At 53.5% G+C, this 21,685-nt stretch carries 22 protein-coding genes; 8 read left to right on the top strand and 14 right to left on the bottom strand.

All coding sequences use genetic code 11. The features are described from left to right. Positions 1 to 315 precede the first annotated feature (315 nt). Positions 316 to 579, top strand: a complete 264-nt coding sequence (locus L350_RS17175; protein ID WP_022648138.1) for a DUF4225 domain-containing protein — start codon at positions 316 to 318, stop codon at positions 577 to 579. Here the strand turns inward: L350_RS17175 and L350_RS17180 are convergent. Next, complete coding sequence (locus L350_RS17180) at positions 554 to 883, bottom strand: hypothetical protein (RefSeq protein WP_023306210.1); 330 nt, start codon at positions 881 to 883, stop codon at positions 554 to 556. The two genes, L350_RS17175 and L350_RS17180, sit on opposite strands and share 26 nt — an antisense overlap. A gap of 132 nt (positions 884 to 1,015) precedes the next feature. Here L350_RS17180 and L350_RS17185 point away from each other — a divergent pair, with 132 nt between their 5' ends. Then, the gene (locus L350_RS17185) at positions 1,016 to 1,585 is read left to right on the top strand and encodes a hypothetical protein (RefSeq protein ID WP_032624245.1); all 570 of its coding nucleotides are present in this window, start codon (positions 1,016 to 1,018) and stop codon (positions 1,583 to 1,585) included. A 25-nt stretch (positions 1,586 to 1,610) separates the two neighbouring features. Here L350_RS17185 and L350_RS17190 read toward each other — a convergent pair whose 3' ends face one another. The 3 genes from L350_RS17190 to L350_RS17200 form a co-directional block, all read right to left on the bottom strand. After that, positions 1,611 to 2,096: a GNAT family N-acetyltransferase gene (locus tag L350_RS17190; RefSeq protein ID WP_032624244.1), complete on the bottom strand. Its 486-nt coding sequence runs from the start codon at positions 2,094 to 2,096 to the stop codon at positions 1,611 to 1,613. Then, positions 2,084 to 2,350 (bottom strand): type II toxin-antitoxin system TacA family antitoxin, encoded by a 267-nt coding sequence (locus L350_RS17195; protein WP_003857131.1) that lies wholly within the window; start codon positions 2,348 to 2,350, stop codon positions 2,084 to 2,086. Before L350_RS17195 ends, L350_RS17190 begins: the two co-directional genes overlap by 13 nt. Before the next feature lie 63 nt (positions 2,351 to 2,413). Next, entirely contained in the window at positions 2,414 to 3,343 is a 930-nt protein-coding gene (locus tag L350_RS17200; RefSeq protein WP_032624243.1) for a LysR family transcriptional regulator, read from the bottom strand. 129 nt (positions 3,344 to 3,472) lie between these two features. On the opposite strand from L350_RS17200, the gene L350_RS17205 reads away from it, so the two are divergent. After that, positions 3,473 to 4,504 carry an MFS transporter gene (locus L350_RS17205; RefSeq protein WP_032624242.1) on the top strand — a complete coding sequence of 344 codons (1,032 nt, stop codon included), beginning with the start codon at positions 3,473 to 3,475 and terminating at the stop codon, positions 4,502 to 4,504. Here the strand turns inward: L350_RS17205 and L350_RS17210 are convergent. From L350_RS17210 to L350_RS17235, 6 genes are all read right to left on the bottom strand, one after another. After that, entirely contained in the window at positions 4,483 to 5,040 is a 558-nt protein-coding gene (locus L350_RS17210) for an OmpH family outer membrane protein (protein ID WP_032624241.1), read from the bottom strand. The two genes, L350_RS17205 and L350_RS17210, sit on opposite strands and share 22 nt — an antisense overlap. A gap of 120 nt (positions 5,041 to 5,160) precedes the next feature. After that, complete coding sequence (locus L350_RS17215; protein ID WP_032624240.1) at positions 5,161 to 6,297, bottom strand: type 1 fimbrial protein; 1,137 nt, start codon at positions 6,295 to 6,297, stop codon at positions 5,161 to 5,163. Between the two features lie 23 nt (positions 6,298 to 6,320). Beyond that, a complete protein-coding gene (locus L350_RS17220) occupies positions 6,321 to 6,899 on the bottom strand; it encodes a fimbrial protein (protein WP_022648146.1) in 579 nt (192 codons plus the stop codon). Next, entirely contained in the window at positions 6,899 to 9,481 is a 2,583-nt protein-coding gene (locus L350_RS17225) for a fimbria/pilus outer membrane usher protein (protein ID WP_032624238.1), read from the bottom strand. Before L350_RS17225 ends, L350_RS17220 begins: the two co-directional genes overlap by 1 nt. A 38-nt stretch (positions 9,482 to 9,519) precedes the next feature. Then, complete coding sequence (locus L350_RS17230) at positions 9,520 to 10,203, bottom strand: fimbria/pilus periplasmic chaperone (RefSeq protein WP_032624237.1); 684 nt, start codon at positions 10,201 to 10,203, stop codon at positions 9,520 to 9,522. 44 nt (positions 10,204 to 10,247) lie between these two features. Then, complete coding sequence (locus tag L350_RS17235; RefSeq protein ID WP_022648149.1) at positions 10,248 to 10,775, bottom strand: fimbrial protein; 528 nt, start codon at positions 10,773 to 10,775, stop codon at positions 10,248 to 10,250. Positions 10,776 to 11,142: 367 nt separating this feature from the next. On the opposite strand from L350_RS17235, the gene L350_RS17240 reads away from it, so the two are divergent. The 4 genes from L350_RS17240 to L350_RS17255 are packed head-to-tail and all read left to right on the top strand — an operon-like array spanning position 11,143 to position 16,120. Further along, complete coding sequence (locus L350_RS17240; protein WP_032624236.1) at positions 11,143 to 11,754, top strand: fimbrial protein; 612 nt, start codon at positions 11,143 to 11,145, stop codon at positions 11,752 to 11,754. A 59-nt stretch (positions 11,755 to 11,813) separates the two neighbouring features. Beyond that, positions 11,814 to 12,482 (top strand): fimbrial biogenesis chaperone, encoded by a 669-nt coding sequence (locus L350_RS17245; RefSeq protein WP_023300135.1) that lies wholly within the window; start codon positions 11,814 to 11,816, stop codon positions 12,480 to 12,482. A gap of 44 nt (positions 12,483 to 12,526) precedes the next feature. Next, positions 12,527 to 15,031: a fimbria/pilus outer membrane usher protein gene (locus L350_RS17250; protein WP_227022496.1), complete on the top strand. Its 2,505-nt coding sequence runs from the start codon at positions 12,527 to 12,529 to the stop codon at positions 15,029 to 15,031. 15 nt (positions 15,032 to 15,046) lie between these two features. Next, positions 15,047 to 16,120 carry a fimbrial protein gene (locus L350_RS17255; RefSeq protein WP_023306219.1) on the top strand — a complete coding sequence of 358 codons (1,074 nt, stop codon included), beginning with the start codon at positions 15,047 to 15,049 and terminating at the stop codon, positions 16,118 to 16,120. Positions 16,121 to 16,123: 3 nt separating this feature from the next. Here the strand turns inward: L350_RS17255 and L350_RS17260 are convergent, their stop codons facing one another. Genes L350_RS17260 through L350_RS17270 form a run of 3 tightly spaced genes read right to left on the bottom strand, consistent with a single transcriptional unit; the run spans position 16,124 to position 18,834 of the window. Beyond that, positions 16,124 to 17,119: a DUF2891 domain-containing protein gene (locus L350_RS17260; protein WP_032624235.1), complete on the bottom strand. Its 996-nt coding sequence runs from the start codon at positions 17,117 to 17,119 to the stop codon at positions 16,124 to 16,126. A gap of 9 nt (positions 17,120 to 17,128) precedes the next feature. Next, the gene (locus L350_RS17265) at positions 17,129 to 18,115 is read right to left on the bottom strand and encodes a DUF979 domain-containing protein (RefSeq protein ID WP_032624234.1); all 987 of its coding nucleotides are present in this window, start codon (positions 18,113 to 18,115) and stop codon (positions 17,129 to 17,131) included. Beyond that, positions 18,112 to 18,834, bottom strand: a complete 723-nt coding sequence (locus tag L350_RS17270) for a DUF969 domain-containing protein (RefSeq protein WP_023306222.1) — start codon at positions 18,832 to 18,834, stop codon at positions 18,112 to 18,114. Before L350_RS17270 ends, L350_RS17265 begins: the two co-directional genes overlap by 4 nt. Positions 18,835 to 19,058: 224 nt before the next feature. Between L350_RS17270 and L350_RS17275 the strand changes: the two genes are divergently transcribed. Beyond that, positions 19,059 to 19,607, top strand: coding sequence for a winged helix DNA-binding protein (locus tag L350_RS17275; RefSeq protein ID WP_022648157.1), 549 nt, complete (start codon positions 19,059 to 19,061; stop codon positions 19,605 to 19,607). Here the strand turns inward: L350_RS17275 and glgX are convergent. Further along, a complete protein-coding gene (glgX, locus tag L350_RS17280) occupies positions 19,604 to 21,679 on the bottom strand; it encodes a glycogen debranching protein GlgX (RefSeq protein ID WP_032624233.1) in 2,076 nt (691 codons plus the stop codon). The genes L350_RS17275 and glgX overlap by 4 nt on opposite strands. Positions 21,680 to 21,685: the final 6 nt, after the last annotated feature.

Below are 21,685 nucleotides of genomic sequence, written 5' to 3'. Positions count from 1 at the left end.
CTAGACATACAGGTCTGAAAACTATAGCCTGGACATTCCTAATGAGCCACAAATAGACATTAGCATTGAGCCTCTACAATCTAAGTGCGCATAATGTATATTATGTTAAATACGGTGAGTTTATTCTTTAGTCCATGAGTTCCTCTCTTTCAGGAGCTTACCGATGAATCAGAGAAATCATCTCATAGTTGATGATGTGACTACCCTACCGGTTATGTTCGCCACAATTTATGGAATGAATGAACTGAGCAAGAAACATCTGGGGATTCAAGAAAACATTCTGTGTTCGCTGCGTTTCTAATAGCGGACGGCGCTATGTCCATAGCGGAATTTATGGGGTTCAGTCGCGATGTTGGCCTGGGGATCTTTAACGCAACCACGCTTGCAGCCAGCGTTTATGGGGTGTTTGGTATGACTGGTAAAGCTGATGCCTGGCGTCTTTTCCGTTATCTTCCCGGAGACTATTACCGCAAGGTGGAAACCATGTCTCCGGGCAAACTGACGATGAAGGTTATGGGATGGGGGGTGAGCGCGAAGGTGGTACTGGAACTCCTTACCCGTGATGACCGGAGTCGCTGATCTGTGTTCTCATCAGCTTCCATGATTTATAGCCAAGTCTGACCGGCATCACCAGAAGCAGAACAATTAGCAAAAAGACGACGGCAACCACACAGGAGATAACATGGCTGGCGCTGCCAAAGATCGCGGTGAACAAGGTGATGATGGCCATCCCGCCGGTGATCCAGGCTACCGACAGGAAATAACCGGCCAGATCCTTCAGAACCTTTTCCTGCGATTCCCCCGTCGCCTGGTGACGTTTGATTCGCTCGATATCCTTACTGGTGAATCCTGCCGCTATGAGTTCCTGGTTTTTCACTGTCATTCACGTCTCCTTTAACCTGAAAAAATAATACACTATTTATAAGATCGGTTCCTTGCTGCTTTTGTTTTAAACTTTCCGAATTGTTGTACTGGGGGGCAGTTTGGATATAGAAAATAAACGCTGAGTATTCAAATGTTTAAAGTTTTAACCCGTCGCCTGCAATATTGTAATGAGGTGTCCGCCAGCATAAAAAATGCCGCCCCGAAACAGTTGCAGCAGCTGAAGACGCAGTTGGCTGATGATATGGTTAAGCCCGTGGGGCTTCATACCATGGGTATTCCGGCAGCGGTTAGTACGCTCGGGGTGATTGTCAGTTTCGCCATTCCGCAACTGTGGCTGGGGTATGGCGTACTCACCGCGCTCGGCCAGCCAGCACAGCGCGTTTTCGTGTGGGTTGTGCTGATCGCCCTACTCTTTGCCGGCATCAACGGAGTGACGATGTTTATGATTGGCAAAAGTAGCATGCGCGCCGTGCGGTTACATCTTACGCTGGCGGTGTTAAGCCTGGTATTAACGGCAGCCTATCTGCTGGCTGCGCTGAGCGGTACTTCTTCTCCGGGCGTCAGCCTGACCGCGGCGCTGGTAACTATTGTCATGCTTGGGCTTAGCGGCAGCTGTATCCTCTCTACCGCTTTCTATAGGATGCTGCTATTTACTTTGCATAACAGAGTCTGGCGCAAGCTTATCAGCCAGACGGGCTGAACATTCATTCCATAAAATCCCGCCGCTACTGAGGAAGCCTGAGAAACAGTGTCCGTTCCTGAGTCTGCGATGCTTTAAAACCATGGTGGATATAAAACGCTTTGGCTTTTTCAGTGAGTGCATGAACCATGATCGCCCGCACCCCAATATTCTCTGCTACCCGATAACAGCGTAAAACCGCATCCTGGAGTAAATCGGCTCCCAACCCATTTCCGCGTATTGAGACATCGACAGCCAGACGGGCAAGAATAATCACGGGAATGGGATCCGGCATGTTACGCCGCAAATTACCTGTCGCTTCCGTATGGTTAACGCTGCCGGTAGCCAGAGAGTAAAATCCCGCGACCTGCTTTGTGCCCGTTTTACAAACGACAAACGTTCGGGCTGCGCCAAGCGCCTGGTTTTTCAGACCTCTTTGTTTTAACCATTCGTCAAGCACGGCCTCTCCACTGACGAACTCCGCCAGTTGATGGACGCTGGATAAGGGCTCTGGGGCGGTTACACGTCCCACTGAGGTTTCCTTGCCAGCAGTTTTTCTATGGCAGGATCGTCGGCGACCGGGGCATCAAGCATATCAATGAACTCTGCATACTGTTCATCGTTAAAATTGAATACACGCCGATCGAGGATCACATTTTCGGCTGCCTGACAGGCCATCTCCAGAATGAAGTCAGTACGTGATTTATGGAGGATCTCTGCGGCGGCATCGATAAGCGCCCGCTGGGATTCTTTGGCTCTAAGATTGAGTTGAACATCTGATTTCATGGGTATACCTCTTGTATAGCAATTGCTTTACAAGCATAGCATAAGCGGCGCGTATAGCAATCGCTATACAGGTCCCTTAATCATGTCTGACCTCTTCACTCTGCATATCGCAAGAATTTGCTCTCTCAGCCAGCGGTGTGCGGGATCGCGTTCCATTCTTGGGTGCCACATCTGTGATACCGTAATTAGACGGCTTTTGAACGGCAGCTCGAAAACGTGTACCTGGTCCGTTACCTGCTGATTGAGTAAATAGAGCGCGGGTATCATGGCGATAAGATCCGATGCCACCGCCACGGACAGCGCCGTCGGAAATCCCGGTACGACGCTCGCGATTTTACGTTTTGTTCCGAGTTCGGCCAGCGCATCGTCAACGGATCCGTGCAGTGCACCCTCGGGTGACGCTACCACATGGCCCCAGGCGACATAATCCTTCACCCCTATTTCTGCCTGCTTAGCCAGCGGATGCCCCTTACGCACGACGCCCACAAACCGATCCTCAAACAGTCGTTGAAGCCGTATTTCAGGCCCCATATTACTCTGGACGCCAATCTCCAGATCAACCAGCCCTTCCCGAAGATAGCGCGACGTTTTTTCCGGCTTAGGCGCAAAGCGTATACAGACGTCCGGCGCGGCGTCGGCCACAGCCGCTATAAGCGCAGGCCCAAACGCCACCACAAAACCATCGTTTGCCCTGATGGTAAAAAGTCGCGCCAGACTTCGCGCGCTGAACGTATCAGTTGAGGGCTGTAATACCGCCCTGGCCTCGTGCACTGCACGCCTGGCACGGTCCCGGGTCGCTTCGGCCCACGGGGTCAGTACCATGTTACGTCCGGCGCGCACCAGAATCGGATCGCCAGTGACGTCGCGTAACCTGCTTAATGTCCGGCTCATTGCCGAGGTGCTGAGGTTCAGACGACGTGCCGCGCCTGCCACGCTCGCTTCGCTCAGCAATATGTCGAGTGCTATCAGCAAATTAAAATCGGGTTCGGACATCTCCTTCCTCCCTGTAGATTCAGATAAGGCGTTTCATGCAACAATAAAGTGCAAATGGTGCGCCTTCCGCCCTGCAAAAGCCATCTTTATAGTTTTGTCATCCACACACTCTTCTCTAAGGACAACAAGATGATGCTTTTTTCCAGCCAACCCGGGGACGATGGACTGCCTGGCCCGACGCGCGCACGGGTGATGGCCGCGATAATGACCACCACGTTAATGGGCGTTTTTGATGGCACCATGATCAATATTGCCCTGCCCTCCATGGCTCAGGAGATGCAGGTGCCAGCCAGTTATGCCGTCTGGTTCGCCAACGGGTATCTGCTGGCGGCTGCAATGACGCTGGCGATATTCGCGGCGCTTGCGGCCCGCCTGGGTTATCGCCCCGTATTTCTGGCAGGCCTGACGACCTTTACCCTGACATCGCTGGGTTGCGCGCTGGCGAAAACGCCCGAAGTGCTTATCGGTATGCGCGTGCTTCAGGGGATCGGCGGCGCAGCGACGCTGAGTATTGCTCCCGCAATACTGCGGTCCGTATTTCCCGGACGATTGCTTGGCCGCATTCTGGGTTTGCACGCCCTGCTCATCGCCTCCAGCTCCGCTATCGGCCCGGTATTGGGCGGTACGATCCTTCACACCCTGAGCTGGCAATGGCTTTTTGCGATAAACGTTCTTCCCGGCACCCTCGCCTTGCTGCTGGCGGTCAAAGCGCTGCCGCGGGATGCGGTTCGAAAGCAAGCGCCCTTTGACACCCTGGGCGCCATATTGTCGGCGCTGCTGTTGGGTTCGACGATCGTGGCGGCGAACAGCCTCCATGATGCTACTTATCACACAGGTAGTCTTTGCTGGACGGTTCTCGCTGCGCTGAGCGGCATGGCTTTTATCTGGCAGATCCGCCGCACGGATAACCCCTTACTGCCGCCAGCCATATTCAAAAATGAACGTGTTAGTCGTGACTATGCGAGCTATGCATCCGGTGTGTTATCCATTATGCGCACGTTCGGGCAGTGTCTGGGGGCCGCCGCTGTGGGCGTACTGCTGGCGACAAATGAGAGAGCAATTCATGCTGCACTGTGGATCGCTGCGGCGGCTTCTGCGGTAGCGGTCATCGTCAGCGCGAGCCGACTGCGTAAAATCACTCATCCTGCGGAAACAGGTTGAGCGAGCAAAAGCTCCCGGGTCGCATCTTCAAAATTAGGGCGCGGCCCGTACACCACTGTTACATGCTGTAATTCATTAATGATTTCATTACTGATGTCGTGACCATAATCCACTGTAGAGGCGCTATCTTTATTGAAAACGACCGAATAGTGATGATCTATTCTGTATTTTTCAACGGTATCAGATATGACTCGCTGGCTTATATGCCGCAGGCGACCCTGCTCTGCCCGCAGTTGCGTGTTTTTACTCATATCATCGATCGCTTTCATTTCACGGCGCAAGGGTTCTGGCAGAGCGTAATATTTTTTCTCAACTTCAAGCGCGGATTTTTTAGCTAATGCGAGAAGTATTTCGTTCTGCTTTTTTTCCTGTGCCAGTAACGGTGATTCACGCAGGATCCGCTTGTAAGAAATACATGCAACCCCTTTTTGTCCGGCGTGAGGCTTAAGGTGACCGTTAAAAGAATATAATCCTACAAGACACACAAAAATTAACAGAATGACTGAAAAGCGTGGCTCAGACCGTTTAGTAATCATTGTCAGTTCCACCGAATAAATAGGGTCGCAGAGGAAATGTACACGACAGAAACACATAACGGTAGCGCAGAGGTGTACAAAAATAAACCGCAGCGCTACCCCCTGTCATGATCAAAGGTATCAATTATATTTAAGGGTGATTGTCCCGGTGGCATTTGCTTGCCCTGGCGTGACAACGTCACTGGTTTTGTAATACCACGCTTTGAAACGTAAGGTTTCAGACTCTCCGGCCCCGCCTGCATTTGCCGGATCGCTATAGGTTGTTGCGGAGCCGATATCAGCAAGCGCGGTACCATCGGCAGCCAGCCCACTGCCTTGTGATGCGGCTTTTACACGACTGGAATTAAAAGCTTGTACCTCCTGACCAATGGCCCAGTAGGTAAAACTGCGTAGCGCCGGTTGATAGGCTGATATCACGACCCCCACACCGGTCGCCGTCGTACCCGATTCAGACTGGTCTAAAGCAATCACTGAACCATCATCGTTGTCGCCCTCGGCAAGCGGCCCGTTGATGGTCAAGGTCACGTTGGTGCCTGGCTGACAGCTCAGACCAACATCCTGTTCGGGTCCTTCCACCATCTTAAGATTATCAAACGCAGAGGTATCCACATCGCCCATATTAAACAGCAGGGAAGAAACGGATGCTGAGCATCCCATCGCATAGACTTCTATCTGTGTATTTGACAAATAGACTTCTGACGCATTATCACCGTTATCCGAACTGCTCTGCCCTTCACGAAATTCCACCGTCGCCAGTTTGCCGCTCTCAAGGGCCAGATTACCGCTCGGGATTGTACCCCCCGTCGCAATCAACTGCACACGATAGGCCGAGCCCGCCAGCGTATGGCTGCTCTCGCCATCGCCGGACTGCCATGAGTTATCAACCGCACGTTCATAATCATACGGACCGGCCTGGTTAAGCGTGTAGGTCTTAATGCCGATACCCGGTATCGTGGTCGGGTAGATATTATCTCCCACCGGCGACGCCGACGCTAAATGAGTCGGGTTATAATGAAATCCTACGTAATAATCCCTGCTACAGTTTTTAATCGTGACATCCCCATCCGTCCCGCTGATATATCCAGAATCGTATAACACTTCGCCAAAGGTATAATTTTTCGCACTGACCAACAGTTTCGAGGGTAATGGGATCGTCGTAACGGTAACATCATCGCCGTTATCCCGGTTACAGGCTGCATGACTTAATAGTGGGACTGTCCCCAGCAATAACACCAGATAATATAAATATTTTGACATGAAATTAGTCTGCTCACTTAAGCTCAGTTATAAACAACATTCAATGTAATCGCACTGCTGAATGCACCCGGTGTTGGGGTCCCATGTGGGGTATACATTCGGGCAGTAAAAGTCATCGCGCCGGTTTGGTTTTCGAGCGCAACCGGGTAGCTCACGCCGTTGGCCAGCGCGACACCGCTGATGGGATGTTCGTGGTCACGGATAAACAACTGAAGGCCGACATCGGTCGCGCCGCCTGCATCTGCCGCCACCTGATTGGCGTAAATGACAGAAGCATAAGCCGGATCTTCAGCGTAAGGTGCGCCTGTAAAGGTAACCGTTGCCTGGCTTAACCCTGCGGTGCAGCTGTCAAACGCGATGGTCACTGGCACATTTCCTGTGTTCCCCCCCGCTACGGCAAAGTCTTTCCAGTAATATTTCCCGAGGTCGACTGCCTCCGGTTTGGTGACGTTACATGAGCCATCAATAATGTTTCCGGTGACATGGAACTCAATATCATTGCGATCGGTGTACGCCATTGCCGGCGACACGCTCAGCATGAATACCATTCCCGGGCCGATGAGCGATTTAAGGCCGGAACGGAGAATAATGAAGCGTGACATTAATTTGCTCCCGATACGGGATGGCAAACCCCGTTGATGAATAAAATATCGGCCTCTGTTTTAGCGCCGGCAAGTGTGTAATCAACGGCGCACTGCTTGTTCGCCGTCTCCCCCCACTTAACAATTAACCGCCCTTTCCCGGCGAGCCCGACGAGATACACTTCCCCGCCGTCGCCAACAATACTGCTGCGCGTGTCATCCGACTCGCCGCTGGTTTGTGTTACTACTGCGCCAAACGGCACCGGTTTACCATTGTAGGTCAGCGTCATCATCGCCTTTTGTCCAATCCAGGTGTTGTACTTCACGCGTACTACCGCCCCTTTGGTCGGCACCACGGTTTTGGCGATGTTATCAATGGCCGCGGAAGTATCGCTGGCATCCACTGTGTTGAGTGAGATCGAATTGCTGTGATACGGACGAACGTACGGCACAATGGCGTTACCGAAATAATCGGTATGAACGTTCGTCTGCCCGTTGATCGGCATACCGGAAACACCCGGTGTTTCAACCAGCGCTACGCTATCGTTGAGCTGACGCGCCAGGGTGATACCGTCGCGATGCAGCACCATGCCCCCGCGCAGGCTGTAATTCACTCGTCGGCTGTAATCGTCGTAGCTATAGCCTGCGGACATATCGGCATAAGTACTTTGATAACCCACAGTGACATTGCCGTTAGTAGCTTCAGAATCGGCGTTATAGCCTTCTGAAACCTGCCAGTTCAGCTGGTTTTCCTGCATCGCGGTACCGGAAATTCCGATGTTGTGCGTGGTATCGCCGTTTTTACTACTGTTCATCGAATAGTTAGCCGAAACAGACCGGGCCGCTTCACTGTGGCTGAAGGCGCTGAACGGTACGCTCAGGTTAAGCGAGAAGACGTTATCGTCGTCGTAGTTATCGGAATCGTTATTGTGACCGCCATTGACGTTTTTAGAGTGGGCATAGTTCAGCGAGTACGACACCGGTCCAAGCGTGCTGCTGAAGCCCAGGTTCATGGAGTCCGCATGTTCACTGTTCCAGTAAGAGGCGTCGTACATGCTCAGTGACAGGGTGCCGAAAGGCAACGTCTGTGAGATTGTCACATCAAAACGGTTTCGCTCCCGGCCATTATCAATAGTGCTATTGCCCGGATCCCAGTCATTGAGGAAGTCCTGAAACGAAAGATAACCCCGGGTTGAAAATTTATAACCGGCGACGGCAATATCGGTGTTGGTTTGCTGAAGCGTCTTACTGTAGCGCACGCGATACGACTGGCCGCTATGGTGTTCCTGTTGTCGCATGTTGTCCGGCTGCGGAATATCCGCCCACGACTGGGAAATATCAAATGAGAGCGCTCCGGCGCTGCCCATATTAAAACCGGTTCCGGCAATCAGGTTGGAATAATTGTCTTCCGCCTGAATATAGCCGCCGTAAAGCGTGATCCCTTTTCCGACGCCCCAGGCCGCTGATCCCTGAATAAAGTTAAAATCCTCTGCACGTGAACCCGACCCGTCCTGACGGGTTTTGCCCGCCACCAGGCCATACTGCACCTGACCTTCACGTTGCAATACCGGCAGCGTGGCGTAAGGCACAATAAAGCTACTTTGCGTACCGTCGGATTCTTTGATCACCACCTGTAGATCGCCGGAGCTGCCGGTCGGATACATATCGCTGAATTCAAACGGCCCCGGCGGCACGGTAGCCTTATAAATGCTGTGACCGTTCTGGTATACCGTCACTTCGGCATTGCTGCGGGCTATACCGCGTATTACAGGGGCGAAGCCTTGCATGCTGTCCGGCTTCATATCGTTATCCGAGTACATCTGCACCCCGGTGAAACCGACGCTATCAAAAATGCCGCCGCGCGTGGTTCCTTGTCCCAGTACCAGCTGGCTTTTGAGAGATTTAATATCCCGTGAGGCGTAGGTATACACGGAATCCCAGTCATTTTCGGATTCGGAATGGGTATAGGTGGAATAGTTGCGAAAGCGCCAGGCGCCTACGTTCAGCCCCGGTTGCAGGCTAAGAAATTGATTACTGCTGTCTGTGCCGTTGCGCTGATGCAGATCCTGTTGACCTGAGACGCTGTAATTAAGTAAACCCGCCGTGATCCCTTCATCCCAGCGCTCCGGTGAAACATAACCCCTTGCGGTGTTAAATAAAGCAACCTGCGGCAGGATCAGGTCGAAACGCTGCTGCGCCAGATCGATTTTTTCGTCCGCGCCGGGGATGGTAAACAGATCCACACATTCGCTGGCTTTTTCCTGTTCGCCAAAATAGTTATCGACACGAACGTTCCAGGCTTTCAGCTGAGTGACGTTTAAGCATGCCCCTGTGCGGTCTGACGTAGGGGCACTTTTCAACCGTCGAAAAGAGAGGGTTTTACTGTCTACCAGATTGCCGTTGATAAAAATGTCGACGTTATAGTCCCCGGGCGGCACCTCATCTTTGGCAAACAGACTGAGATCCATTGCTGGCACTTCTGCGCTGTCTGTTTCCAAAAGATGAGGGTTGAAATGTTCCTGCGCACGTGCGCTGAAAGAACTAAAGACAACACTGAGCCCGAGCCCTAAAGAAAGGACGTAGGTTTGTTTCACTTTTTCCATTGTAACCCTGTATCCGTGCGGGAGACTTACGGTGTCGATTAATATGAGGTGACTTTGTCCGGGCCTTTCACGCCATAATCATTAATAAGCGACCAGGTTACTTTGCCGTGAGGTGACATAACACCTTCAGAAATACTCAACGTGGAGAATGGCGCGACAAAATACTGTCCGCTTAACGCCTGGTGATTAATTTCAATTCGTGAGAAGTTCATATAAAAAGGTGTCGGGTTATTGACCTGTAAACCCTTCGCGGTCAGGTTCCACTTAAGCTTTTCCGCACTGGATTCTGGCGTCTGCCCCTGTAATGCTGCCGGACGGTAGATCAGCTTAATCTTTGAGTTGATGGCAATTTGCATCGTATTTTTACCTTCACTACCGTCGGTAGCGGGGATCCCTTTCACGTTCAGCCATAACAGCGATTCACGATCTTCCGGAACAGGTAAACCTGAACGCACAATACGAATTGACGCTTTTTTCCCGGCTTCCAGACGGAATAGCGGTGGCGTAATAATCATATTTTCTTTTTTTAACGGGCTGCCTTTAGCCGGGCTAATCCACGACTGTACCAGGTTGGTAACCTTGTCAGAGTTTTCAACGGACAAAGAGGCGGCCTGGCGGGAGCCATCAAAAATAACCCGCGTACTCCCGGTAACAATACTGGCGGACGCGTTCAGGCTGGCGGCGCTGGCCACGCATAAAATAACAGCGGCGATGGGTTTCATAATGCACTCACAAACTAAAAAGGAGGGTTTCCCCTCCTGCGGAATCAGTTATAACGGACGTTATAGGTAATAACAGCGTTAACATCGCCGGCAACGGCCTGCCCGGTGGCAATCATCTGCGCGGTATAGGTTTGACTCGCTGTGCCATCGGTGAAAGTAATAGGATCGTTATCTGCATTATTTTTGACGATGGTACCATTTGAGCCGCCCTGCTTGAGCTGAACGGCCACGTTGGTTGCCGCACCCAGCGTAGCAGTGTTTGCAAAATAGGATGGATCGGCTGCAACAGCATCAACAGGGCCTGAGAAGACAATATTTGCAGTCGTGCTGGTTGGGCAGTTATTCAGGTCGAACACAAACTGTTTTGGCGCGCCAAGGTCGCCTTTTGTAGCGAGGTCGGTTGCCGCCGTTGAGCCCAGATCAACGGTCGCATTTGCCGTGCCGCCATCAACGGCAATATCACAACCCTGATCGAGCACCGTTCCATTAAATGTGATAGTGTTAGAAGCCGTCGCCGCGCTCGCGCCACAGAAAGTCAGAATAAGCGTCGCACCAATTTTAGTCAGTTTCATTCGTTGATATCCCAATAGAAATAATAAATATCTTCATTTTTATTCCTGCCAGGACGAGACAATAACAAAGTAGCTCCACTGAGCTCACAATGAATAATGCACCGTTTGTGACAAGGCAAATATAAACCCTCAGGCAGGAATTAGATTCGCAACATCAATAAACGACATCAGCAAACCCGAAGTAAGGTTACAAGAAAGTTACGGAGTTTCGTAAAATAAAGTAATTTAATTTTAGACAACCTTTTGTTATGGCCTGGATTGGCATTTTGTTAGCATTCGCGCTGTTTTTTCTGAGCAATAACGCCACCGGCAGTGTTGCTAGCAGCATATCCAGACTGACATATTTAAGCGAATGAGAACAATAGGCATGATCAACAAAAAAAACATGATCGCATTAACCCTTTGTGGCCTGATGATGGCAAGTGGCAGTGCGCTGGCGGGCCTTCCTTCTGGTGACAGCGACAATAATATTAATACCAACCCAGAGAACGATGCGGGGACTCAGGGCACGGGCGGCGTAGTCCATTTTACCGGTAAGATTACCGATGCATCCTGTAATATCACCACCGACTCAGCAGGGCAAACCGTTGAATTAGGCACCTGGGCTGCAAGCTACTTTGCCACCCAAAAAGAGACCACGCGCACGCCTTTCCAGATCTCAGTTGAAGGTTGCCCGGATTCCGTTAAAACCGTTTCCGTGTTGTTTGATGGTAACAAAGATGCGAATGATAATACCCTGCTGGGTTTAAATTCTTCCGTGGACAGCGATGGCAATACGGCGACTGGCGTTGCCGTTAAACTCTATGAAAGCGATCGTAACACGCAGATTAAAATTGGTGATATTTCTCAGAGTATCGACCTTGCCGAAGGGGAAGATTCAAAAACACTCAATTTCTACGCCAATTATAATGCCACCACCGATGTCGTCAGCACCGGAGAAGCCGACGCAGATGCCAATTTCCTGATGGTTTATAACTGATCGACTGATGATAAGCAGAGCTTTCTCTGCTTATCTTTTACCTCTACGGGGATCTGAAAATGAAGAAACTCACCGCGGCCCTGTTCTTTTATTCGCTCGGCATGAGTCTGTCAGCACACGCGGGGGTTGTGATGGGCGGTACGCGTGTTGTTTACCTTGAGGGGCAAAGAGAAGTGGCATTTTCCATTACCAATATGGAAAAAGAAACCCCTTATCTTATTCAGTCGTGGATTGAAAATATTGACAGTAAGAATAAAACCGCTCCGCCCTTTATCGTGACGCCTACGTTATTTCGTTTAGATGCGGAACAGAAAAACTCGCTGCGCATCAATTATCTTGGAACGCCATTACCCACTGACCGGGAATCTGTTTTTTGGCTTAACATCAAAAATATTGCCCCGAGCAAAAAAGCAAACAGCAACAAATTGCAGATTAACGTGAAGTCAAAATTCAAGTTATTTTTCCGTCCCGCAGGGTTGAAAGGCAATGCCGAACTTGCCTACAAAAAATTAAAATTTACCTGTCGTAATAATACGCTTAGCGCACACAACCCCTCGCCCTGGTTTGTATCGTTTTACAAGGTCAGCGTTGGGAACACCGACGTTGAAATGCCGGGAATGATTGACCCCTTCTCCGATCGTCAATGGCACATTCCCTGCTCGGGGACCATTCGCTGGCAGGCGATCAACGATTACGGCGGGCTGACGAGAGTCGCCACGCAATCCTGACGCTGTGACAACACGCCTTTGGCGAATGTAGCCAACGACCGCACATGCATTCTCTCGGCCCACGCAATTTACCCCGCATTTATACGCTCGCGATGCTTGCGGGTGCGGTCACGTCTGGCATTCATGTGCGCCGGGCACAGGCCGATGAGTACTTCGATCCTCAGGCGCTGGAGATCACCGCAGATCAGCAGCAGGCTAGCGACTTAAGCTATTTTTCCCGACAAGGCGGTCAGCAGCCGGGACGTTATCGTGTCGCGGTTGTTGTTAACCAGACGCAGCGGGATGAGCGCGAAATTGCATTCGTTGATACGGGGGGAACGCTCTCACCGGTCCTCAACCTGGCGTACCTCAAGAGACTTGGGATAAACATCGCGGCCTTCTCTTCGTTCGATGCGCTGCATGACGAGGAGACATTTACGGACATCGGCAAATATATTCCCGATGCGTCGACGCATTTTGACTTCACCCATCATCGGCTGGTTTTCAGCATTCCGCAGGCAGCCATGTTGCAAAAAAGTGCCGATTATATTCCTCCCGAACAGTGGGACGACGGCATCCCCGCTGCTTTTGTCGATTACAATCTTACGGGCTCGACAACCAACATCGACAATATTCATGACAACAGCAGCTATCTGAGCCTGCGATCCGGTATCAACCTGGGGGCGTGGCGTTTACGCAATTACGCCACGTTTGAATATGGTAATACCCATCACTGGCAGTCTCAGGGAACATCACTCCAGCGGGCCATTACGCCGCTGAAGAGCGCGTTAACAATAGGGAATGCCTACACGTCTGGCGAGGTTTTTGACAGTTTTCAGTTTACGGGGCTTCAGCTTGCCTTGGATGAGAATATGCTGCCGGACAGCCAGCGCGGTTTCGCGCCCACGATCCGCGGGGTCGCTCACAGCAATGCCCGCGTCAGCGTTCGCCAGCACGGTTACACCATCTATGAAACCTATGTTGCGCCTGGCGCATTTGTCATTAGCGATCTCTTCCCCACTTCGCAAAGCGGCGATCTTGAGATCACGGTCCATGAAAGTGATGGCAGCGAACGCACGTTCACCCAACCCTACTCCTCGGTGGCCTTCATGCTACGGGAGAAACGACTGAAATTCAGCGCCAGCGCCGGACGGTATAACAGCCCTGACGCCGAGGGCGACACCCCGCCGTTTGTTCAGGCCTCCGCCTTTTACGGATTGTCTTCAAGCCTGACGCTGTACGGCGGAGCGGAGCTTTCCGGCCACTATCAGGCTCTCGCGCTGGGATTAGGTAAAGATTTTGGCCGGTTTGGGGCACTGGGTGTGGACACCGTTGCGGCGAAAGCACACCTCAGTGATGACAGGCTTGCCCTCGGGCAGCAAATACGCGCTCAGTACCAAAAAAATCTCGCTGAGACGAACACGTCGCTCACCCTTTCGACCAGCCATTATACGACGCATGACTTTTACAGTTTCAGTGAAGCAAATGATGACAGCGATCGAGACCAGCACGTGCATAACCGGCGTAACCGCACACAGTTCAGTTTGACGCAGGATCTCGGTGCGCTGGGCAATATCAGCGCATCCTTTTACCGTCAGGATTACTGGAACGCCTCGGCGGTCGATCAAACCGTCCATCTTGGCTATTACGCTAACTACAAAGGGGTGTCGTTGAGTGTTGGGTATTATCTCACCCGCTCAAGCGCTGATGATAGCGACAACGAACGGGCGATAAACCTTAGCATCAGCGTCCCACTCAGCCGCTGGTTACCCGGCGCAACAACCAGCTACAGCCTCAACAATAACCTTGATGGCCATACTACCCGGCAGGTTTCGCTGTATGGTACGGCGCTGGCCCACGATCGCCTGAACTATAACCTCCAGCAGGGCTTCGACAACCAGGCCAATACCGCGAACAGCAACCTTGCGCTGGCTTATCACGGCGGTTATGGCAGCGCCAGTCTCGGGTACAGCCACGATCGCTATAGCAACCGCGTGAACTACGGCGCGGCAGGCGGCATTGTGGCAACACAGTATGGGGTGACGTTGAGCCAAAGCCTTGGGGATACCCTGGCGCTGATCCGCGCTGACGAGGCGTCGGACGTTCAGGTTGAAGGGGCGACCAATGTTCACACCGACTCCCGAGGTTATGCCGTGATGCCAACCTTATCGGCGTATCACAAAAACACCATTTCGCTGGATACCGAAACGCTGGCAGAAAATGTCGATCTGGACCAGAACAGCAGAACGATTGTGCCGACCAGCGGCGCGGTCGTCCTGGCGAATTACCATACCCACGTGGGCATCAGAACGCTCATCACCCTTACGGCACACGGGCGCCCGCTTCCATTTGGCGCCAGCGCGTATGTCTCGAACGGGACGTCTGCGAAATCAAGCGTCGGCATCGTTGGCGAAGCAGGACAGGTCTATCTCAGCGGCGTGCCGCTACGCGGGACCTTGCATGCCAGCTGGCGGCAGAAAGGCCAGGATATGCGCTGTAGCGCCCCATTACGCCTTCCGGATACCGCTGGCCGCACTCCGGTCACGCTTATGAACCTTCAGTGCCAATAACTTACTGAGATATCTGTGAACAATATCAACCGTTTAATCAATCTCCTGATGCTCGCTTTTTTGCTGATTCACGCTACGGCAAGGGCGTCTCAGACCTGCCCGCCGACCATGGGCGATGCGGTCATTAACTTTCAAAACTACTCGATCACTGATAACCCATCGATCCCTCCGGGGTCGATGCTTTCAGGCGCTATCCTGGGCCAGGAAAACCGCTCATTTTATAACTGTCCTGAGGGAACCGGCCCGGTAACGATGCGCTTTGTGGCCAATAACGCCTTAACCGTAGCGCCCGTCAGCGGCGTGGCGCCGAACGGTACGGGCGCCCCGGCCTCCGTTTATGACGTGCCAGATATTCCCGGCGTCGGGTTTGCGGTGGGCATTCGCGAAACCACGCACTGTGCAGCCGAACCCGTGCATTACATCGCCTCGGGGGATGACAGCGTTGCGATTTGCAGCACAAACGATCCCTCGCAAATGGCGACCCAGTTCTTCGTCGTGTTTTATAAAACCGCGCAGGAGATTGTCTATGAACAGCCGAACAGCGGGCAAATTCGCGCAGGAACGCTGATTCTGGAGGATACTAACGGCGCGGTGATATCTGAAGCTGGCGTGACGGTGGAAGTCGCTGCCGCCGACCTGAAAGTGCATAAATCGAGCTGTTATATCTCGGATAACAACATCACCGTCAATATGGGACAAAGTAGCGTAAGCGATCTCAACAAAGGAATGGATGGGGATAAACACCGCTTCATCATCCCTCTGGTCTGTGACGCATCCCAAACGGCAGCGGTGAAGATCGGGTTCTTTGGTCCGACTGAAAAAGACGCGCAGAATCACGATGTGCTGGCGCTAAGTCAACAGGAGAGCGCCGCTACCGGCGTGGGGATCCGCATTCTGTATGGCGATAACTACGGTGCCGCCAGAGGTACAACCGTTCCTCTCAACAGCACCGGTGTCGAACCTTTTGCCAACGCTGCCCGGCAGACCGCGTTTTCCCTGGATTACGACGCACAATATGTGCGCACCGAAACCCAGGCCACCGCGGGGCTGGCAGACAGCCTGGCGACATTTAGTCTGATATACAACTAAGCGCTACTCCAGTGCCAGCAGCGCAAAACTCGCCAGCCAGTGCCCGCCGCTGTAGTGACTGCCGACAACATGTTCCACGCTCGCCGAGAGATGGCGCGCAACGGCATCGCGTAATGGCTTCCGGGCGTGATGATTTTCCGGTAGGGCGCGGGCAATGTGCTTCGTACACCAGGCACGGCTGAGGTTGAGACCGTCCAGATGCGCGATTTTCGGGTCGGTGCGATCGCTCACCTCAGCCGGGTTCATGAGCGCAGAAATGGCGCCCACTTCAGGCAGAAACGCATCGAACCAGGCCGGGAAATCCTCCACCACCTTACTCATCAGCAGGGCCTCGGTCAGCGCTCCGGAGATATACTCGTCGCCACCCGGCTCATAATGCGCAGGATAATGCGTGTCCGCGAGGTAAAACCGCGTTGCCGCGTCCAGGATGGCGCGCTCAAGCGTGTCATCGTTCACCGCCCGGGCATAATCCAGCCCCAGCGCGAGTGCAAACGCCGTGTTGTAGTGCGTCCCGACGCGGATCGGATAGGTAAGCTTGCTGAGGTAATCCACCAGCCGCTGGCGAATATCCCGCGTTAACGGTTGCAGCGTCTGGTACCAGCGCTCCGCCTGCGGCAGTGACGATTGTTTCAGCTCCTGGGCCAGCGCCAGCAGCCAGCCGTAGCCATAAGGTCGCTCAAACGACGCGCGGAACGGCGCGGTAAAATAGGCCAGCTCCTTCGCCACCTTCTCGTCGGTCAGGTGTTCTTCGAAGAGAATGATGATCTCTTCCCGACACGGCAGTTCGGGCCAGAGACGCAGGCAGCGCAGCAGCAGCCAGTAGCCGTGCACCGCAGAGTGCCAGTCAAAACAGCCGTAAAAGATCGGGTGCAGCTCGCGAGGCGGCAGAACGTCGCCGTCATCGTTGAGCAGATGCATAATGTGGTTCGGATATTCCTGACGTAAATAGGTCAACGGCATTCTGGCGAAGGCGTCAGCCTGATGTTGCGTTAATTCCATTGCAGCTCCTTAGCGAAACACGAGGAAATACATTAAGAACACGTTCACCACCAGCAAGGTTAACGCGGTCGGGATCTGGATCTTGATAACCTGATATTTGTCTTTTAGCTCCAGCAGCGCGGCGGGCACGATGTTGAAGTTGGCGGCCATCGGGGTCATCAGCGTGCCGCAATAGCCTGCGTACATGCCGATAGCCAGCAATGGTGCCGGGTTACCGTGATGGACGTTAATCAGGAATGGCAGAGCGATACCGGCGCTTAACACCGGGAAGGCAGCGAAGGCGTTGCCCATAATCATGGTAAACAGCGCCATCCCCACGCAATAAATGACCACTAGCATGAAGCGGCTGTCCGGGTTCACAAACAGGCTGACCACCTTTTGTACCGATTCGCCGGTATTCGCCACCACAAACACCCCGCCGAGCATCGCGAGCATCTGCGGCAGGATCACCGCCCAACCAATGGTATCGACCAGCCGACGCGACTGACGAACCGCATGCAGCGGCGTACCTTTTGTCAGCCACCAGCCGGTGAGGATAGCCGCCACACAGGCCACGCACAGCGCCGCCAGCGTAAGCTGCTTCTGGTCGAGCAGATAGACACCGCCAATCGACACGCCTTTCAGAAACAGCGTCCCGATGACCGTCACCACCGGGATCATCAGCGCGGGCAAGAATAGCCAGTTTTTCAGCCGGTTCGACGAGGCAACCCGCTCCTCCTCGGTGGACATTTTATAATGCCCCTTCCCGACCAGCCCGAAACCGGCCAGTAGCGCAATCACGATAACGGCGCCGCCAATAATGCGATACGCCAGCGACTTACCCAGCTCCTGCACCATCAGATCGCCAAACAGGAAGATCCCGCCAAACAGAAACCAGAACAGCGCGGTGGTATAGCGTTTCGGGTTAGCGCGATCGCGAAGGGTCATCACAACCAGCAGCATCACGACAAAGCCGATCAGGTAGTACACGCGGTTAATGGTGATAAAGGTCATCATGGTGCGATCTCCTGCGTACCCTGCTCTGCTCTCCAGGCCATCACGTCGCGACGAATGCTGGCGTCGAGGCGCAGCAGACGCGTCATATGGATGACCAGTGCCGCAATAGCGGTCGGAATGGCCCACAGGCCGATATGCAGCGGTTCGATCCCCTCGATCCCGTTCTCTTTCAGAAACGCATCAATCAGCAGTACCGCGCCAAAGGCGATAAAGATATCTTCCCCAAAGAAAACCGCGATATTGTCACACGCGGCGGCATGGGCTTTGATTTTGTCGCGGATAGTCTGCGGCAGTTCGCCGTATTCATTCAGGGCCGCCCCTTCGGCCATCGGCGCCAGCAGAGGACGCACCGTTTGTGCGTGGCCGCCAAGCGACATCAGGCCCAGCGCAGCCGTCCCTTCGCGGGCAACAAAGTAGAGCATCAGGATACGCGCCGAGGTGGCGCTGGCGATCTTCGCGACCCAGGCCTGGGCGCGCTCTTTCAGCCCGTAATACTCCAGCAGGCCAATCACCGGCAGGATCAGAATGAAAGTGGCGAGCGATCGGCTATTCACGAACTTTTCGCCAAAGGTTTCCAGCAGCATACCGAAATCCATGCCAACCAGCAGGCCCGTTGCCAGCCCCGCCACCACGACAACCAGCAGCGGGTTGAAACGCAGTGCAAAACCAATAACCACCACCGGAATCCCGATAAGTGGCAACAGTGTAGAACTGTCCATAAACGTTACCCTATCCAAAGTGAGCGTTGCGCGCCGACGGCTATTTTTTATACTTCGCAGCAGAGCGAAGCCGGTGCATTACGGCGCGCGATGTTGTGTGTTGCGTGAGGCTCCACAGAACCTGCACTAAAAAGCTATATCTGAACGTCAAAAACATGTAAACAATTTATCAATAAAATGTTCTTATTTTATCGACGGGTTTACATTCTGGAGAAAGGATCGGTATGACGACAAAGAAAACGAAAACAGCGTTAAACCACGACGATATTGCGGACGGGCGTATCGTCTCCTCCCGCCATCTCGTCTCAGAGCGGTGTGCTGAATTATCAGAGCTGGAATATGCGCTGATCATGACCAGCAATGCGTTTAACAAATGGATGGTACGCTGCATGACCGCAGCAGGGGAACCGGATATGGGTGCTTTCGACGTCTCGCTTCTTCACCACGTAAACCACCGCAACCGCAAGAAAAAGCTGGCCGACATCTGCTTTGTGCTGAACGTGGAAGATACCCACGTGGTGACGTATGCGCTGAAAAAGCTGGTAAAGGCGGGTTACGTCACCAGTGAAAAAGCGGGGAAAGAGCTCTTTTTCTCGACGACGGAGGAAGGCAAAGCGCTGTGCATGAAGTACCGGGAGGTACGGGAAGCCTGCCTGATCAACATTCATGCGGAAAGCGGCATTCCGGGCGCGTCGATTGGTGAGACCGCGCAGTTACTCCGCGCGATCTCCTCCCTGTATGATACCGCCGCACGCGCGGCGGCCTCGCTTTAAGGACGGCGGAAAAGCGTTATGCTCCGCCCGGCCAGTTCATAATCGACGGATTCCGTGATGATTTCCCCTGTGGGGGCATCATCCGCCGTCGAAAGCTCCAGCACCCAGCCCCCTTCGCCAAACTGCGGGATCTGGAATGGCACCGTGCCTTCAAACGGGTTAAACAGCATCAGCACGTCGTGCCAGATGCCCTCTTCCTGCTCAAGATCCGGACGGCTGATGGCAAGACCAAGGGTGGAACCCTCGTCCCACTGCTCAGACTGCTGCGGTCCGCCACCGGCGTTAAACCAGCGGATCTCAAGCCCGTCGCGCCAGTTTTCACGGCGCAGCAGCGGCTGCTCAGCGCGCAGAGCAATCAACCGACGGGTAAAGTCGCGCAGCTTCTCGTCGTTTTCAGAGAGTCCTTCCCAGTTTATCCAGGAGATCTCGCTGTCCTGGCAATAGCCGTTATTATTGCCCTTTTGCGTCCGGCCAAACTCATCACCTGCCAGCAGCATCGGCGTGCCGTGGGAGAAGAAGAGCGTGGTGAGGAAGTTGCGCTTTTGCCGCTCGCGGGTGGCGATAATATCCGGATTCTCCGTCGGCCCTTCTTCACCGTAGTTATACGACCGGTTATCGTTATGTCCGTCGTTATTATCTTCCCCGTTATCGGCGTTATGCTTCTCGTTGTAGGATACCAGGTCGTTCAGCGTAAAGCCGTCATGCGCGGTGATAAAATTGACGCTGGCCCACGGACGACGTCCGCGCAGATCGTACAAATCACCGGACCCTAACAGACGGGCGGCAAAATCGTTAGAAACGTTATCTCCCTTCCAGTATTCACGTACCGTGTCGCGGTATTTGTCGTTCCACTCGCCCCAGCCTGGCGGGAAGCCCCCCACCTGATATCCCCCTGGGCCGATATCCCACGGTTCACCGATAAGCTTCAGCTTCGACAGCACCGGATCCTGGGTCACGGCATCAAAGAAGCCGCCGCGCGGGTCAAATCCCTCCGGCTCGCGTCCGAGAATGGTTCCGAGGTCAAAGCGGAAACCGTCAATCTTCATCGATTCCGCCCAGTAACGCAGGGAGTCCATGACCATCTGCAACACGCGCGGGTGCGAGGTGTTAACGGTGTTCCCGGTGCCGGTGTCGTTGATGTAATACCGGTGCTGATCCGGCATGGTGCGGTAATAGCAGAAGTTATCAATCCCCTTAAACGACAGGGTTGGTCCCAGCTCGTTGCCCTCCGCCGTGTGGTTATAGACCACGTCGAGGATCACCTCGATGCCCGCGTCATGATAAGCACGCACCATGTCGCGGAAACCCTGGATCCCCGCCGGGCCGTAATAGCGGGACGCTGGCGCAAAGAAACCGAGCGAGTTATAGCCCCAGAAGTTTTTCAGGCCGCGATCGAGCAGGTGCTGATCGTCAGGGAACCAGTGAACCGGTAGCAGCTCGACCGAGGTAATGCCGAGGCTTTTGATGTACTCCACCGAGGCTTTATGCCCCATCCCCTCAAACGTACCGCGCAGTTCAGGCGGAATAGCCGGGTTAAGCTGGGTAAAGCCTTTTACGTGGCTTTCATAGACCACGGTATGCGGCCACGGGATATCGGGCCGGCGTGAGTCCTGCCAGTCAACGGCATTGGGGTCGATGACCTTACATTTGGGCGTAAACGGCGCGCTGTCTCGCGTGTCAAAACTGAGATCCAGCTCGTCGTGTCCCAGCTCATAGCCGAAGTGGGCATCGTTCCACTCAATTTCACCTACCAGTTCACGGGCATAGGGGTCAATAAGCAGCTTATTGGGGTTGAAGCGGTGACCGTTCTCCGGATCGTAGGGGCCGTATACACGGTAGCCATACAGCGCACCCGGTTTCAGGTCCGGCACATAGCCGTGCCAGACCTCATGGGTATATTCCGGCAGTTCCAGACGGGCGATTTCTGTTTTTCCCGAAGGATCAAACAGACACAGCTCCACCCGCTCCGCGTGGGCGGAAAACAGGGCGAAGTTCACCCCTTTTCCGTCATAATTTGCGCCCAACTGTTGGCCATGACCGGCCCGAATTTCAAACGTTGTATCCTTTGGCATTTTTGT

This window comes from Enterobacter sp. MGH 4 (assembly GCF_000534735.1).
Classification (GTDB): Bacteria; Pseudomonadota; Gammaproteobacteria; order Enterobacterales; family Enterobacteriaceae; genus Enterobacter; species Enterobacter intestinihominis.
The sequence above is the reverse complement of the archived record's forward strand: the minus strand, read 5'-3'. Positions and strand labels throughout refer to the sequence as shown.

Coding starts and splice junctions, on each gene's coding strand:
- glgX (WP_032624233.1), bottom strand. CDS start 21,679: ATGCCAAAGGATACAACGTTTGAAATTCGGGCCGGTCATGGCCAACAG.
- L350_RS17185 (WP_032624245.1), top strand. CDS start 1,016: ATGTTTAAAGTTTTAACCCGTCGCCTGCAATATTGTAATGAGGTGTCC.
- L350_RS17210 (WP_032624241.1), bottom strand. CDS start 5,040: ATGATTACTAAACGGTCTGAGCCACGCTTTTCAGTCATTCTGTTAATT.
- L350_RS17215 (WP_032624240.1), bottom strand. CDS start 6,297: ATGTCAAAATATTTATATTATCTGGTGTTATTGCTGGGGACAGTCCCA.
- L350_RS17270 (WP_023306222.1), bottom strand. CDS start 18,834: ATGGACAGTTCTACACTGTTGCCACTTATCGGGATTCCGGTGGTGGTT.
- L350_RS17205 (WP_032624242.1), top strand. CDS start 3,473: ATGATGCTTTTTTCCAGCCAACCCGGGGACGATGGACTGCCTGGCCCG.
- L350_RS17260 (WP_032624235.1), bottom strand. CDS start 17,119: ATGGAATTAACGCAACATCAGGCTGACGCCTTCGCCAGAATGCCGTTG.
- L350_RS17175 (WP_022648138.1), top strand. CDS start 316: ATGTCCATAGCGGAATTTATGGGGTTCAGTCGCGATGTTGGCCTGGGG.
- L350_RS17235 (WP_022648149.1), bottom strand. CDS start 10,775: ATGAAACTGACTAAAATTGGTGCGACGCTTATTCTGACTTTCTGTGGC.
- L350_RS17250 (WP_227022496.1), top strand. CDS start 12,527: ATGCATTCTCTCGGCCCACGCAATTTACCCCGCATTTATACGCTCGCG.
- L350_RS17225 (WP_032624238.1), bottom strand. CDS start 9,481: ATGGAAAAAGTGAAACAAACCTACGTCCTTTCTTTAGGGCTCGGGCTC.
- L350_RS17245 (WP_023300135.1), top strand. CDS start 11,814: ATGAAGAAACTCACCGCGGCCCTGTTCTTTTATTCGCTCGGCATGAGT.
- L350_RS17275 (WP_022648157.1), top strand. CDS start 19,059: ATGACGACAAAGAAAACGAAAACAGCGTTAAACCACGACGATATTGCG.
- L350_RS17200 (WP_032624243.1), bottom strand. CDS start 3,343: ATGTCCGAACCCGATTTTAATTTGCTGATAGCACTCGACATATTGCTG.
- L350_RS17180 (WP_023306210.1), bottom strand. CDS start 883: ATGACAGTGAAAAACCAGGAACTCATAGCGGCAGGATTCACCAGTAAG.
- L350_RS17240 (WP_032624236.1), top strand. CDS start 11,143: ATGATCAACAAAAAAAACATGATCGCATTAACCCTTTGTGGCCTGATG.
- L350_RS17195 (WP_003857131.1), bottom strand. CDS start 2,350: ATGAAATCAGATGTTCAACTCAATCTTAGAGCCAAAGAATCCCAGCGG.
- L350_RS17230 (WP_032624237.1), bottom strand. CDS start 10,203: ATGAAACCCATCGCCGCTGTTATTTTATGCGTGGCCAGCGCCGCCAGC.
- L350_RS17220 (WP_022648146.1), bottom strand. CDS start 6,899: ATGTCACGCTTCATTATTCTCCGTTCCGGCCTTAAATCGCTCATCGGC.
- L350_RS17265 (WP_032624234.1), bottom strand. CDS start 18,115: ATGATGACCTTTATCACCATTAACCGCGTGTACTACCTGATCGGCTTT.